At 70.5% G+C, this 13,711-nt stretch carries 16 protein-coding genes and 1 tRNA gene; 8 read left to right on the forward strand and 9 right to left on the reverse strand.

Annotated features, from left to right (window positions below):
* Positions 1 to 35: 35 nt before the first annotated feature.
* Positions 36 to 674, forward strand: a complete 639-nt coding sequence (locus tag RIF65_RS03720) for an FMN-binding negative transcriptional regulator (RefSeq protein WP_309064374.1) — start codon at positions 36 to 38, stop codon at positions 672 to 674.
* Positions 671 to 2,152 (forward strand): amidohydrolase, encoded by a 1,482-nt coding sequence (locus tag RIF65_RS03725; RefSeq protein WP_309064373.1) that lies wholly within the window; start codon positions 671 to 673, stop codon positions 2,150 to 2,152. Before RIF65_RS03720 ends, RIF65_RS03725 begins: the two co-directional genes overlap by 4 nt.
* A gap of 66 nt (positions 2,153 to 2,218) precedes the next feature.
* Here RIF65_RS03725 and RIF65_RS03730 read toward each other — a convergent pair whose 3' ends face one another.
* Complete coding sequence (locus RIF65_RS03730) at positions 2,219 to 2,704, reverse strand: Dps family protein (RefSeq protein ID WP_309064372.1); 486 nt, start codon at positions 2,702 to 2,704, stop codon at positions 2,219 to 2,221.
* A 138-nt stretch (positions 2,705 to 2,842) separates the two neighbouring features.
* Here RIF65_RS03730 and RIF65_RS03735 point away from each other — a divergent pair, with 138 nt between their 5' ends.
* Together RIF65_RS03735 and RIF65_RS03740 are read left to right on the forward strand one after the other, a co-directional pair.
* Positions 2,843 to 3,379 (forward strand): gamma carbonic anhydrase family protein, encoded by a 537-nt coding sequence (locus RIF65_RS03735; RefSeq protein ID WP_309064371.1) that lies wholly within the window; start codon positions 2,843 to 2,845, stop codon positions 3,377 to 3,379.
* Between the two features lie 36 nt (positions 3,380 to 3,415).
* A tRNA-Ile gene (locus RIF65_RS03740) sits at positions 3,416 to 3,492 on the forward strand.
* On the opposite strand, the gene RIF65_RS03745 is transcribed toward RIF65_RS03740, so the two are convergent.
* A complete protein-coding gene (locus tag RIF65_RS03745) occupies positions 3,471 to 3,773 on the reverse strand; it encodes a hypothetical protein (protein WP_309064370.1) in 303 nt (100 codons plus the stop codon). The two genes, RIF65_RS03740 and RIF65_RS03745, sit on opposite strands and share 22 nt — an antisense overlap.
* Positions 3,774 to 3,955: 182 nt before the next feature.
* Between RIF65_RS03745 and RIF65_RS03750 the strand changes: the two genes are divergently transcribed.
* On the forward strand, positions 3,956 to 4,921 hold the full coding sequence (locus RIF65_RS03750) for a YihY/virulence factor BrkB family protein (protein ID WP_309064369.1): 966 nt from the start codon (positions 3,956 to 3,958) through the stop codon (positions 4,919 to 4,921).
* Here RIF65_RS03750 and RIF65_RS03755 read toward each other — a convergent pair.
* Together RIF65_RS03755 and RIF65_RS03760 are read right to left on the reverse strand one after the other, a co-directional pair.
* Positions 4,916 to 5,116, reverse strand: a complete 201-nt coding sequence (locus RIF65_RS03755; protein ID WP_309064368.1) for a KTSC domain-containing protein — start codon at positions 5,114 to 5,116, stop codon at positions 4,916 to 4,918. The two genes, RIF65_RS03750 and RIF65_RS03755, sit on opposite strands and share 6 nt — an antisense overlap.
* Positions 5,117 to 5,127: 11 nt before the next feature.
* Positions 5,128 to 6,009, reverse strand: coding sequence for a DUF72 domain-containing protein (locus RIF65_RS03760; RefSeq protein WP_309064367.1), 882 nt, complete (start codon positions 6,007 to 6,009; stop codon positions 5,128 to 5,130).
* A 103-nt stretch (positions 6,010 to 6,112) separates the two neighbouring features.
* On the opposite strand from RIF65_RS03760, the gene RIF65_RS03765 reads away from it, so the two are divergent.
* On the forward strand, positions 6,113 to 6,331 hold the full coding sequence (locus tag RIF65_RS03765) for a hypothetical protein (RefSeq protein WP_309064366.1): 219 nt from the start codon (positions 6,113 to 6,115) through the stop codon (positions 6,329 to 6,331).
* 12 nt (positions 6,332 to 6,343) lie between these two features.
* Here RIF65_RS03765 and RIF65_RS03770 read toward each other — a convergent pair whose 3' ends face one another.
* Positions 6,344 to 8,341: a DUF262 domain-containing protein gene (locus RIF65_RS03770; protein WP_309064365.1), complete on the reverse strand. Its 1,998-nt coding sequence runs from the start codon at positions 8,339 to 8,341 to the stop codon at positions 6,344 to 6,346.
* A gap of 173 nt (positions 8,342 to 8,514) precedes the next feature.
* On the opposite strand from RIF65_RS03770, the gene RIF65_RS03775 reads away from it, so the two are divergent.
* Positions 8,515 to 9,288 carry a hypothetical protein gene (locus RIF65_RS03775; protein WP_309064501.1) on the forward strand — a complete coding sequence of 258 codons (774 nt, stop codon included), beginning with the start codon at positions 8,515 to 8,517 and terminating at the stop codon, positions 9,286 to 9,288.
* 168 nt (positions 9,289 to 9,456) lie between these two features.
* The gene (locus RIF65_RS03780; protein WP_309064364.1) at positions 9,457 to 9,960 is read left to right on the forward strand and encodes a DUF3145 domain-containing protein; all 504 of its coding nucleotides are present in this window, start codon (positions 9,457 to 9,459) and stop codon (positions 9,958 to 9,960) included.
* 141 nt (positions 9,961 to 10,101) lie between these two features.
* Here the strand turns inward: RIF65_RS03780 and RIF65_RS03785 are convergent, their stop codons facing one another.
* The 4 genes from RIF65_RS03785 to RIF65_RS03800 form a co-directional block, all read right to left on the reverse strand.
* A complete protein-coding gene (locus tag RIF65_RS03785) occupies positions 10,102 to 11,337 on the reverse strand; it encodes a beta-ketoacyl-[acyl-carrier-protein] synthase family protein (protein ID WP_309064363.1) in 1,236 nt (411 codons plus the stop codon).
* Between the two features lie 78 nt (positions 11,338 to 11,415).
* Entirely contained in the window at positions 11,416 to 11,664 is a 249-nt protein-coding gene (locus RIF65_RS03790) for an acyl carrier protein (protein WP_309064362.1), read from the reverse strand.
* Between the two features lie 64 nt (positions 11,665 to 11,728).
* Positions 11,729 to 12,727 carry a beta-ketoacyl-ACP synthase III gene (locus tag RIF65_RS03795; RefSeq protein WP_309064361.1) on the reverse strand — a complete coding sequence of 333 codons (999 nt, stop codon included), beginning with the start codon at positions 12,725 to 12,727 and terminating at the stop codon, positions 11,729 to 11,731.
* Positions 12,724 to 13,644 (reverse strand): ACP S-malonyltransferase, encoded by a 921-nt coding sequence (locus tag RIF65_RS03800; RefSeq protein WP_309064360.1) that lies wholly within the window; start codon positions 13,642 to 13,644, stop codon positions 12,724 to 12,726. Before RIF65_RS03800 ends, RIF65_RS03795 begins: the two co-directional genes overlap by 4 nt.
* Positions 13,645 to 13,711 lie beyond the last annotated feature (67 nt).

The raw sequence follows: 13,711 nt of genomic DNA on the forward strand, positions 1-13,711 counted from the left end.
GCCGACTGCGGCCGGGCCGGTCCTAGTCTGGGTTCATGCGTCAGAACCCGAGCTTCACGATGACCGACCCGGCCGAACTGCGCCGCGTGATCGCCGACAACCCGTGGGCGACGCTGGTCACCGCCGGCGACGACGGCCTCACCGCGTCTCACTACGTCGTGCTGCTCGACGAGGGCCGGGACGATCTGACGGTTGTCGGCCACGTCGGCCGCCCGGACGACCTGATCCTGGGTCTCGGCGACCGGGAGCTGCTGGTGGTGTTCCAGGGGCCGCACGGCTACATCTCACCGGGCTGGTACGGGGACGTGCAGGCCGTTCCGACCTGGAATCACGTGTCCGTGCACCTGTCCGGCATCCCTGAGATCCTCTCCGACGAGGAGAATCTGCGGGTGCTGGAGCGCATGGTGGACGTCTTCGAGAACCGCATGCCACAACCCCGGCACATGTGGGAGCGGCCCAACGACGAGCAGTTCGTGCAGCGGCTGGCCGCCGGAACGGTCGGGTTCCGGCTCACCCCGACGCGGGTCGTCGCGAAGCGCAAACTCAGCCAGAACAAGCCGGCGACGATGGTGCAGGACATCATCGCCGCGCTGGACGCGCCGGGTGCGTACGCCAACCCCACTCTCGCCGCCGAGATGCGCCGCGCGCACGGCGCGCCGGGCGGGACGCGATGACTGCGAGGGATTCCGCGGTCTCACTGATCCGTGGGGTGCGGATCACCGGTGGCAGCGGCATCGCGGCGCCCGACGATCCGGTCGACATCGCACTGGCCGACGGACTGATCACCGACGTCGCCCCGGCCGGCGTCCTGCGCCCGGCGGGTGAGGTGCTGAACGGCGACGGATGCTGGATCGTGCCCGGCCTGTGGGATCACCATGTGCACACCGTGCAGTGGGCGCTTGACGCGCAGCGCACCGCCCTGGGGGATGTGGCGAGCGCCGCCGAAGCCGCGCGGCGGATGGCATCCGCTTCGCCGCTCCCCGACGGGCGACGCGTCGGCGCCGGGTTCCGGGACGGGCTCTGGCCGGATGAGCCGTCGCTGATGCTGCTGGACGAGGCCACCGGCGAGGTGCCGACTTACCTGATCAACGCCGACGTGCACAGCGTGTGGCTGAATTCCGCCGCGTTTCGGCGCGAGGGCTTCCCGACGCAACCGGACGGGATGCTGCGCGAGGACGACGCGTTCGAGATCTCCCGCAGACTCAACGCCGCCGACCCTGCCACCGCCGACGCCGCGGTCGCCGAGGCCGCTCGGCGGGCCGCCGCACGCGGGATCACCGGACTGGTCGACTTCGACATGGCGTGGAACGCGGAGGCCTGGCGGCGACGCTGCGCCGCCGGCTTCCGCACCCACCGCGTCGAGTTCGCCGTGTATCCGGCGGCGCTCGACCGCGCGATCGACGAGGGTCTGCGGACCGGGATGCCGTTGGAGGGCGGCGCCGGTCTCGTGCATGTGGGGCCGTTGAAGCTCATCAGCGACGGCTCCCTCGGCACCCGCACCGCCGCCTGCTCGCACGGCTATGCCGACGACCCCGGCAATCACGGCGTACTGACGATCCCGCCCGCCGAGCTGCGGGACCTGCTGACCCGCGCGACCGCGGGCGGCCTGGACGTGGCGGTGCACGCGATCGGCGATCTCGCCGTCGCCTCCGCGCTGGACGCCTTCGCGTGGACGCAGGCGCGTGGCACGGTCGAGCATGCGCAACTGGTGCGGCACGCCGACCTGACGCGCTTCGCGCGGCTGGGCGTCGCGGCGAGCGTGCAGCCCAGACACGCCGTCGACGACCGCGACCTGGCCACGCGGCTGTGGGCGGACCAGCCCGCCGTGGCCTACCCGCTGGCATCGCTCATGGCGGCAGGCGCCGCGGTCCGGTTCGGGTCGGACGCCCCGGTCGCACCGCTGGATCCGTGGTTGACGATGGCGGCCGCGGTGACCAGGACGGGTGACGAGCGCCCGCCGTGGCGACCGGAGGAGCGCGTGTCAACGCAGGCGGCGTTGCGCGCCAGCACCCGTCACGGCGAGGCCGAGATCACCCCTGGCGCGCCTGCCGACGTCGTGCTCTGCGCCGCGGACCCGTTCGACCCCGCCGCGCTGGAGCGGATGCCGGTCGCCGCCACCCTCTTGGAGGGGCGCATCACCCACCTGGCGTGAACGGGAACGCGAACGCCCGGCGGACCCTCCGCGTGGGTCCACCGGGCGTTCGTGAGGTGTTCGGCGTCAGGCGGCGATGTGCGAGACGAGGAACCAGCGGTCCTTCTCGAGCCCGCGCATGATCTCGATGGCGACGTCCTGGCTGGTGAGGTCGACCTCGTCCAGGCCCTCGATGGCAGCCTTCACGTCGACCAGGATCGCGTCGATGTCGCTGATGACGGCGCGGACCAGTTCGTCGGACTGGGTGAAGCCGGCCGGGACGGCGGTGCGGCCGGCCTTCTCCGCCACGGTGGCGACGCGGGCGTCGATCGGCAGGCCGAGTGCCACGATGCGCTCCGCCGCGGTGTCGGCGAACTCACCGGCGTGCGCGACGATCGTGTCGAGCAGCTCGTGGACACCGACGAAGTTCGCACCGCGGACGTGCCAGTGCGCCTGCTTGCCGTTGACGGTCAGCGCCTCGAGGCCGAGCACCACAGGGGAGAGGAACTGCGCGGCGGCCGCGGCCACGGTCGGGTCGACGGCGGTGGTGGGAACGGTCTGTGCCTTGCTCATGGGTCCTCCTGAAGTGTGCGTGCGGGCCTGACAGGTTCAACGCTACTCAGCTGAGCGCATTCCGCAAGCAAGCGAAGGCAACGCTTACCGGCCCGGAAACACGCGGAATTCGGCGCGTGTGAGGGTAGTCTCGCCTACATGAGCGTCGCATCCGGAGCATCCGTCCTCGCCCTGCCCGAGAAGCGCCCCAGCATCGCCGACGACGCGTTCGTCGCCGACGGCGCGCGCATCGTCGGGGAGGTGCGGCTCGGCGCGGGAAGCAGCGTCTGGTACAACGCGGTGCTGCGTGCGGACTCCGCGCCCATCGTCGTCGGTGCGGGCAGCAACGTGCAGGACAACGTGTCGGTGCACGTCGATGCCGGGCACGGCGTCGAGATCGGCGAGCGGGTGTCGATCGGGCACAACGCCGTCGTGCACGGCTGCCGGATCGGCGACGGGTCTCTCATCGGCATGGGCGCGGTGGTGGTGAGCGGCGCGGTGATCGGCGCGGGATGTCTGGTGGCGGGCGGAGCCGTCGTCCTGGCCGGCACCGAGGTGCCGGACGGCTCACTCGTGGCCGGGGTGCCCGCGAAGGTGCGCCGACCGCTCTCCGATGAGGAGCGTGCGGGGCTGCTGCGCAACGCAGAGATCTATCTCGACCACGTGAGGACCCACCGCGCGGCTGAGGCGCTCTGAGTGCGGTCGGCGGCACGGGTAGGCTGGAAGTCACACGGGGCCGTGGCCAAGCTGGTCAAGGCAGCGGGCTCATAACCCGACGATCGTGGGTTCAAGTCCCACCGGCCCCACCATCCGCCTCGCTCTGACCCCCGTCCGGAGGGGTACCCTGCTCGGGCTGCGTGGGTTCGGGCGTATCGACCACGCCGATGCCGACCGCCCGGTGGTCGGGCTCCGGCTCATCGCGTGGCGGCGCCTTGGGCTCATCGCCCGGGTCCTTCTCGGTGCTCGGCTCCTGCAGCTCGCTGGTGGTCGGCTGCTGCGGTCGGTCCGGACGGGACGCGATCTGCTCGTCACCGCCCTGAGGCAGCGGCTCCTGCGGTTCCTCCTGCGGGCCGTTCTGCTGCTCCTGCATGTCTCTCCCATCCGGGCCTCCGCGGTGTGGGCCCCATGTCGCCGTCACGCTAACCGCGACCCGCGTGCGGCGCGAAGGGGGTCGACAAACATCGCCGCCCGGATGTACCGCTCCGCCTAGCACCCGCCCCGCCGCAGGGCAAGCAGTTGGCGCCGACCCGTCCGCGCGGGCAGAGTCGGAGAGTGGAGCAGAAGCGGCTGACGGCGGGGTTCATCCTGCGGCGCGTCGTGCGCGGTTTCCTCGGCACGCAGTCGGCGGATGCCGCCGCCGGTCTGAGCTTCTACGGGCTGCTGGCCATGTTCCCGACGCTGATCGCCGCGTTCTCGGTCATCGGGCTGTTCGGCGAGAAGCGAGGGGCCGCGCGTGCCGTGCTGGACGCGCTCGGCGAGGTGCTGGCGCCGGACACCATCGACGCGCTGCGCGAGCCGATCCAGGCCGTGGCGAAGGCATCGGGCGCCGGGTGGGTGCTCGTCGTCAGCCTCACGGTCGCGCTGTGGTCGGTCGCTCGCTACATCACCGCGCTCGGCCACGCGATGAACCGCATCTACGGGGTGCCGGAGGGACGGCCGCTGTGGAAGGCGAAGCCGGTGCACCTGCTGCTCACCGCGGTCGTCTTCGTGCTCGTCCTCGCGGCGGCCGGTCTCGCCGCCATCAGCTGGCCGCTCGCCCAGTTCATCGGCGCGCAGATCGGTGCGGGGGAGACCGCGCTGACGGTGTGGCGGGTGCTGCGCTGGCCGGCCGTCGTGCTGCTGGTGATGCTCGTGATCGCGCTGCTGTACTACTTCGCGCCCAACGTCCAGCACCCGCGATTCCGCTGGATCAGCATCGGCGCGGCGATCGCGCTGCTGGTGCTGGCGCTCGCCTCGACCGGGTTCGCGTTCTACGTCTCCCGGCTCGCCGACTACGACCGCGTGTACGGGTCGTTCGCCGGCGTGGTCATCCTGCTGCTGTGGCTGTGGATCGCGAACATGGCGCTGCTCGTCGGCGCCCTGTTCGACGCCGAGATCGAGCGCGCCAGGGAGCTCAAGGTGGGCGAGCCCGCCGAGCGCAGCATCCAGCTGCCGCTGCGCGACACGGAGCGAATCGCGAACATCGCCCGTCACGATGTCGAGGACGAGCGGACCGCCCGACGCATCAGGGAGTCATGAGCGCACGTGCTCGGTCGGGTACCGCTCCCGGATGCGTTCGGCGAAGAACCTGCCCATGCTCGGCGCCGACATCAGAGCGCGATGCACCGAGGCGGGCACCGCGTAGTACCGGTACACCTCGCCGCCGGTGAACTCGATCTCGAGCACCGCGGTCTCGCGGTCGTAGCCCACGCCGACCAGCGCGGACGAGGACACCGGATGCCGCTTCACGGTGCCCCCACCGGACCGTCGCCCACCAGCCGGGCGAGCGCCACCGCGTCGTGGGGTGCGTGTCCCTTGGCGTCGTTGTCGAAGTACACGTAGACGTCCCGCGCGACCCCGTCCGTCGCACCGCTCGCCCACCGGCGGCACCGCTCGGCCCAATCGTCCAGCTCCTGGCTCGTGTATCCGCTGTGGTACAGCTCCGTGGAGCCGTGCAGGCGCACGTACACGAAGCCGGCCGTCACCTCGTCGAACAGCGGCCAGCGACCCGCGGTGTCGGCGACGGTGAGCGCGACCTGCTGCTCGCGCAGCAGGTCGGTGAAGGCCGGGTCGTGGAAGCTCGGCGACCGCGGTTCGATGGCATGACGGATGGGGCGCTCTTCGTCCACATGCAGCCACGCCCTGCCCTGAAGCCGCTGGTCGTGCTCGCGGGCGATCGCCAGAGCCTCGCCGGTCGTGCGGGGGAGCGCCGCGAGGAAGTCCGCGAGCAGACTCCGGTCGAACTCCTGCCGGGCGGGCAGCTGCCAGAGCATCGGGCCCAGCGCCGGACCGAGCGCCAGCACGCCGGACGCCAGGAAGTTCGCCAGCGCCTGCCGGGGCTCGCGCAAGCGCAGCATGTGCGTGATGTAGCGGGACCCCTTCACGGCGAACACGAAACCCTCCGGCACGCTCTCCCGCCACCGGCGGTAGCTCTCCGGTCGCTGCAGCGAGTAGAACGAGCCGTTCAGTTCCGCCGAGGACATGGTGCGCCCGATGTACTCCAGCTCACGCCGCTGGGGGAGACCCACCGGGTAGAAGTCGCCCCGCCACGAGACGTACCGCCACCCGGACGTCCCGACGCGCACACGAGCGGCCGAGGCGGGCGGGTCGGGCCTGGTGGTGGTCATCCCGTGATGCTAGGCAGAGCGGCCCGGACCCGTGCAACCCCCTTCCGCCCGGCCCGGACGCACGGCATCCTGGGGGGACGAACATCGCGAAGGGAGGACGGACATGTCCGGATTTCAGGACGACCGAGCCGCGGAGGCGTCGGAGGGGGACCTGCTGGATCAGGAACGCGAGGCGTGGGGGACGGATGCCGTCGACCCCGAGCAGGCCGTGACGCCCCGAGTGCCGCGTGCCGACGACATCCATGCGGACCCCGCCGATGTCGTCGAGCAGACCATCGAGGTGCCGGAGGACGTCGACCTCGATGACGACGAGGAGGAGTGAGCCGGAGGCCCGCTACATGACGTTGCCGATGTAGGAGTACTTGACGAACACCTCGGCGGCGATCCCGGACTCCTCGAGCACGCCCTGCAGCGCGTTCATCATGTAGTTGGAGTCCCAGCCCATGTAGAGGAAGTGGCTGTCGTCCAGCGCGTCCCAGTGGCCCTTCCACGCCATCTCGTCGTAGATCGGCCCGCCGCGGCGATCGCTGTACGCGATCGCCGCGGCGCGGTCGTCCGTCCACGCGCGGCGGAAGATGCGGTTGAACAGCGCCCGGACATCCTTGATCTCCCAGTGCTCGCCGCGGTACTCCACATAGTCGAACTCGCGGTCCCAGCCGGCCGGCCAGCCGCGGCGGCGGACGGCGTCCAGGATGGGGGTGAGGCCGTCGTCGTCGATCTCCGGCAGCGCCGGGCGCGCCCAGATCCGCACGAAGTCGGCGGTCAGCCGGGCAGTGCGCTCGGCGATCGCCGCGGTGCCCCACGCGGGCACACCCGCCAGTTCACGGGTCTCCGGCACGGCGCTGCGCGCGTACGCGCCGACCTGCTTGTCGGGGAACGACTGGCCGAACACGCGCTCGGCGAGCGGTTGCTCGAGCAGCGTGAGATTGCCGAGCGTCGGCGCGAGCGCGCGGTGGCTGTTCTGCTCGTCCTCGGTGTAGTCGCTCCACACCCGGCGTCCGTCCCCCGACCAGGTGTCGCCGGGCGCCGCCGGCACGATGTGCTCCACGTCGAAGGGGGCCGGGTCGGTGACCCCCTCGATGCGCCCGAGCACGTATGCGGCGTGCGGCAGCTCGCCGTACTTGAGGACGGCGCTGACACGCTCGTCCGACGGCGTGATGCGTGCCACGGCGCGCATCAGCGCGTCCCGTCCCTGCGCCCTGGCCCGGCACAGCCGCGCGATCAGCCGCTCCGGCGGGAGGCCGACGACCGCGCGGCGCAGGAACATCGCCTGCACCCACTCCAGCGTCTCGAGCAGTTCCGCCCGGCTGATCAGACCGCGGCGGTGGTCGCCGTAGGCGCTCATCACCAGCGGGTACGAGATGCGTCCGAACGTGTTCACGTGCACCAGCTGTCGCCGGATCTCCGGGTCGGGCTCCCGCGTCGGATCGAGCAGGATGCCGTAGATCTCGGCGTACTCGCGCCAGACGCCGGCATCCGTCCGCAGACGCTCGACGTCGACGCGGGGGAAGCGGTCGCGGAACGCGGCGTACACCCCGTGCTCACCCGCGGCGGCGACCTCCCGGCCGGTGGTCATCACCAGGTAGTGGCGCCAGAACGCGCCGATCGTCTCACCGGTGTGCTGTTCGATGGGCAGCCAGTACTCCTCCTCGACCGCCAGCTGCTCGGCGTGCGACAGGCCCATCAGGATGTAGTTGTGGATGAGCTCGTGGTCCCGCAGCGGCTCACCCGTGGAGTTCAGGCTCTCGAAGATCTGCTGCGCGTTCGCGCTCGCACCCAGGGTGATCGAGACGTGCTCGAGCTTGCGCAGGCCGCGCCAGATCCGCGGCGCTTCGTCGGCGTGCACCTGGCTGCGGAAGAATGCGTAGTTGTCGTCGAAGCGGGACTCGCGGTCGACGTCGCCGCGGCGGTCCAGCACCACAGACTCGTACAGGTCCGTCCAGGCGTCGTGGGGGCGCAGCTTGGTGCGCCGGTCGTCGTCGGCGCGCACCAGGACCCGGTGCAACTCCGCCGCCATCGCCGGGTCGCTGTCCTGCACGGCGTGATGCAGCGCCGCGACGAGCAGCATGATCGTGGTGATCCGCTGCTGGCCGTCGATGAGGATGAGGTCGTCGCCTGCGGCATCCTCGGCGGACAGGATCGAGCCGATGAAGTGGCGGTGCGCGTCGTCCTCGCCGGCGACGGCGCGGATGTCGGTGAGCAGCTTCTCGCAGCCGCCGATGTCCCAGCGGTACTGCCGCTGATACACCGGGACGACGATCGTCGTGGACGGCGACGAGAGCCATTCGACAGTGTTGACCGCGTTCGCTTCGACATTGGTCGCCGTTGCCATGACTGAGTGATGCCTCCGATTGGCGGGAAGACGAGTGCCGCCGCATCGAGTCTAGTCTTCGCCCTCTCGGCGGAGCCGCTGCTCCCGGGTCCTCGGAGGCGGGCGATGTAGGCTTGCCTAAGTAGGGCCTGTTAAAACGTGCTGGCCCCTTACGAAAGGACATGACTCAGATCATGGGATACATCAAGTCCGCAGCGCTCGAGGAGAAGGGCTTCGTCGTCCTGGACCGTTACGACCAGGAGGCCGACCCCAAGGAGTGGCTCGACATCGAGTACGTCGACTGGAAGTCCTCGGGTGACACCCGCTTCGCACCGCTCGCCAGCGCCAAGGGCGAGATCGAGTGCAACGGCTTCTGGAACCACAAGCCGCCGCGGACCGACAAGGACGGCGTGTGGATCGACTCGCAGGTCGAGAAGGCGCCGAACCTGACCCGTCGCGCGCAGGAGCCGGGCGCCAACGTCGGCCGCTGCCGCGTGATCGAGTTGCAGCCCACCCCGTACGGCGAGTGCCTGTACAACCTGCACCAGGACGACAACAATCGTCTGAACCCGGACGGCACCGGCTGGGTCGTGCGCGGGTTCTTCAACCTGACCGACGACAAGGACAGCTACTTCGTCCTGCGCGAGAACCGCACCGACCCGAGCATCGAGTACCGCATCGCCCTGCCGGCCGGTGCCCAGCTCATCGTCGACACGCAGCGTCTGTGGCACGCCGCCACCCACAACGGCACCGAGCCGCGGTACTGCCTGATCACCTCGTGGACCTCGGGCCCTGAGCTCGACGCGTACATCGAGAAGTACAACGGCACCGACGACGTCGAGAACTACGAGGTCCCTCAGGACGTGCTCGAGGCCGGGTACGCCGAGCAGGCCCGCCGCGACGCCGCCCGCGCCGCGTACTACGCAGCCAAGGGCCAGCAGGTCAAGCAGGCCATGAGCGAGGCCTGACCCTCTCCCGATGGCCCCGGTTCCTACACGGACCGGGGCCTTCGCCGTCGTAATGACATGGTTGTGATTTCCGCGGTCGTGGGTCAGAATGGGCACATAACCGCATAGCTCGCCGCATCTTTTCGGTCAGGTCGTAGGGGAAGACGTACCTGATGAAACGGAGAGATCATGGCGACGGGATACGCACGCGGAGTGGTGTTCATCCACTCCGCCCCTCGCGCGCTCTGCCCGCACCTCGAATGGGCGGTAGGACGCGCTCTCGGTCGTGCCGTCAGCTTCGACTGGAGCGACCAGCCGGTGCAGCAGGGCACACGCCGTGCGGAGTTCTATTGGGACGGCCCGGTGGGCACCGGCGCTGCGCTGGCCACGGCGATCCGCGGCTGGGAGCACCTGCGGTTCGAGGTGACGGAGGATCCGACACCTCGCAGTGACGGCGGACGCTGGCTGCACACGCCCGATCTCGGCATCCATTACGCGCAGACGGACGCCGCCGGCAACATCGTCGTCGGCGAGGACCGCATCCGCTACGCGATGGAGATCGCGGCGGGCAACGCGGCGGAACTGCAGCGCGAACTGGACGTCGCCCTGGGCACGGCCTGGGACGAGGAGCTGGAGCCGTTCCGGCACGCCAGCGACGACGCGCGCGTCGTCTGGCTGCACAAGGTCGGCTGACCGGGACCGCCGCAGGAGACCTGTGGAGGAGGCGTGAGTACCGGAGCCCGGTGAGTCATCCCTGGCGCCGAGAAGGCGAATCCTCCGCATATGGCAGGAGCCCCCGCGGGGAAGCGGGGGCTCCGTCCATGTCTCCGGCGGTCAGGCGTTCCGGAAGGCCACGACGGCGTTGTGACCGCCGAAGCCGAACGAGTTGCTGATCGCGAGCTGGGGACCGTCGCCCAACGGCTGCGGCTCGCCGGACAGTTTGAACGGCACGGCCGGGTCGGGCTCGGTCATGTTGATCGTCGGCGGGGCGACACGGTCGCGCAACGCCAGCACGGTGAACACGGCCTCGAGAGCGCCGGTGCCGCCGAGCAGGTGGCCTGTGGAGGCCTTGGTGGCCGACACCGGGATGTCGTCGATCCGCTCTCCGAAGACGCGCTTCAGCGCCTCGTATTCGTTGGGATCGCCGACCGGCGTCGATGTCGCGTGCGCGTTGATGTGGGTCACCTCGTCGGCGCTGGCGCCCGCCTGCTCCAGCGCCTGCTCGACGGCGCGGGCCGCGCCGGCACCCTCAGGGTCGTTGCCGGTGATGTGGTACGAGTCGGCGGTCACGCCGCCTCCGACCAGATACGCGTAGATCTTGGCGCCGCGTGCCTTGGCGTGCTCCTCGGTCTCCAGCACGAGGGCCGCGCCGCCTTCACCCATGACGAACCCGTCGCGGTCGATCGCACCGGGGCGAGATGCGCCTTCGGGGTCGTCGTTGCGGCGAGACAGCGCCTGAGCGGACGCGAAGGATGCCATCGTGATGGGGTGGATCGCCGACTCGGCGCCGCCCGCGATGACCACGTCGGCGAGACCGTCCTGCAGGTGCTCGTACGCGTTCGCGATCGACTCCGTGCTCGACGCGCAAGCGCTCACCACAGTGCGGGCGTACGCCTTGGCGTTGAAGTGCAGCGACAGGTTTCCCGCACCGGCGTTCGGCATGAGCATGGGCACGGTCAGTGGCATGACCCGGCGCGGGCCCTTCTCGCGCAGGGTGTCCCACGCGTCCAGCAGGGTCCAGACGCCGCCGATACCGGTGGCCCAATCCACTCCGAGTCGCTCCGGGGCGACCTCGGGGGTCCCGGCGTCCTCCCATGCCTCACGGGCCGCGATGAGCGCGAACTGCGTCGACGGGTCGAGGCGCTTGGCCTCGTGCCGCGGCAGGACCTCCTCGGGGCGCACCGACGCCTCGGCGGCGAACGTGACGGGGATCTGGTACTTCTCGACCCACTCGTGCGTCAGCGTACGAGCGCCGGGCTTGCCGGCGAGCAGGTTCTCCCAGTTCTCCGGGGCCGTTCCGCCCAGTGCGGAGGTGGCGCCGATACCGGTGACGACGATGCGCTTGGTCATGGGGGTCCTTCGTGGAGGGAGGGAACGGATAAGGAGGATGCCACGCCCCGACGAGCGGGGGTGGCATCCTGCGGGGTCTTACTCCTGGCCGGCGACGATGAAGTTGACGGCGTCGGCGACGGTCTTCAGGTTCTTGACCTCGTCGTCGGGGATGGTGACGCCGAACTTCTCCTCGGCGTTGACGACGATCGTCATCATCGAGATCGAGTCGATGTCGAGGTCGTCGGTGAACGACTTCTCCATCGCGACCTCGGACGCGTCGATGCCCGTCTCGTCGGTGACCAGCTCGGCAAGGCCGGCGAGGACCTCGTCGTGGGTGAGAGCCATGTTTTCCTCTTTCTCGGGGGTGGTTTCGGGACCGGTGAACAGTCTAGGGAACGGCGGGCGCTGCTCAGGGAAGGACGACGACCTGCGCGCCGAACACGAGGCCGGCGCCGAAGCCGATCTGCAGGGCGAGGCCGCCGCTGAGCTCGGGGTGCTCCTCGAGCAGGCGGTGGGTCGCCAGCGGGATCGAAGCGGCCGAGGTGTTGCCGGTGGTCTCGATGTCGCGCGCGATGACCGTCGTCTCGGGAAGCTCCAACTGCTTCGCGAACTCCTCCACGATGCGCAGGTTCGCCTGGTGGGGGATGAAGGCGGCGATGTCGGATGCCTGGACGCCGGCGCGCTCGAGCGCCTCGCGTGCGACCTTCGCCATCTCCCAGACCGCCCAGCGGAACACGCGGGGGCCCTCCTGGCGCAGCGTCGGCCACGGCGCGACGCCGTCGCGAAACTCGGTCAGGGTGTGGTTCATCCCGACCAGGTCGGCCTTCGAGCCGTCCGAGCCCCACACGGTCGCCGAGATGCCCGGCGTGTCGCTGGGGCCGATCACCACGGCGCCCGCCCCGTCGCCGAGCAGGAACGAGATGCTGCGGTCGGTGGGGTCGACGATGTCGGAGAGCTTCTCAGCGCCGATCACGACGGCGTAGTGCGCCGCACCGGCGCGGATGAGCGCGTCGGCCTGGGCGATTGCGTAGGCGTAGCCGGCGCAGGCGGCGTTCGAGTCGTAGGCGGCAGCCGGGTTCGCACCGATGCGGTCGGCGACGATCGCCGACACCGACGGCGTCTGCTTGGGGTTGCTGACGGTGGCGACGATCACCAAGTCGATCTGGTCGGCCGGGACGCCGGAGCGCTCGATGGCCTCGCGTGCGGCATCCGTCGAGAGGGAGATGACGTCGGTCTCGGGCCTGGCCCTCGCGCGGGTGATGATGCCGGTGCGCTGACGGATCCACTCGTCGCTGGAGTCGATCGGGCCGACCAGGTCGTCGTTCGGGACCGCGTTCTCGCCGCGGGCGGCGCCGACGGAGTAGATGCGCGTGTACGCGGGACCGGTGGCCTGCTTCAGCGTCGTCACTTGGCGTCTCCGTTCAGCAGCGCCACGGCTGCGTCGAGGTCATCAGGGGTCTTCACCGCGACGGCGGGAACGCCGCGCAGGCCGCGCTTGGCCAGGCCGGTGAGAGCGCCGGCGGGCGCCAGTTCGATCAGGCCGGTGATGCCGCGGTCGGCGAACGACGCCATGCACAGGTCCCACCGCACCGGGGAGGACACCTGGTCGACGATGTGGTCGAGGGCGGTGCGGCCGTCGGTGACGACGGAGCCGTCGCGGTTCGTCCAGAGCGTCACCTGCGGATCGGATGCCGGAACGCCGGCGACCGCGTCGCGCAGGGTTTCCACCGCCGAGGACATGTACTCGGTGTGGAACGCCCCCGCGACCTGCAGCGGTACCACCCGGGTGCCGCGCAGCGGCTCCTCGGCGAGAGCGGCGAGAGCCGGCATGGCGCCCGCGGCGACGATCTGTCCGCCGCCGTTGTAGTTGGCGGGGCTGAGGCCGAGTTCCGCCAGGCGCGCCTCGACGGCCTCCTGGTCGCCGCCGAGAACCGCGCTCATGCCGGTCTCCGCCGCGGCGGCGGCATCCGCCATCGCGCGGCCGCGGATGCCGACCAGCCGCATGGCGTCGGCGTCGCTGATCACCCCGGCTCCGGCGGCGGCGGCGAGCTCACCGACCGAGTGACCGGCGATGCCGTCGGCGCGCCGCCCGGCGCGCGATTCGAGCGCGGCGAGGGTGACGAGAGAGGCGGCGACGATGAGCGGCTGTGCGATGCGGGTGTCGCGGATCGTGTCGGCATCCGATTCGGTGCCGTGCGCGATCAAGTCGACCTCGGCGGCCTCCGAGTAAGCGCCGAGACGGTCGGCGACGCCGTCGAGTTCGAGCCAGGGTGCGAGGAATCCGGGGGTCTGAGAGCCCTGTCCGGGGCAGGCGACGACGATCACCTTCCCAGTCTGCCAACGATCGGTGCGATCCGGTGGATGATCCATCACAAGAATCTCGATTTCGCTT

This window comes from Microbacterium sp. (assembly GCF_031180975.1).
Taxonomy (GTDB): domain Bacteria; phylum Actinomycetota; class Actinomycetes; order Actinomycetales; family Microbacteriaceae; genus Microbacterium.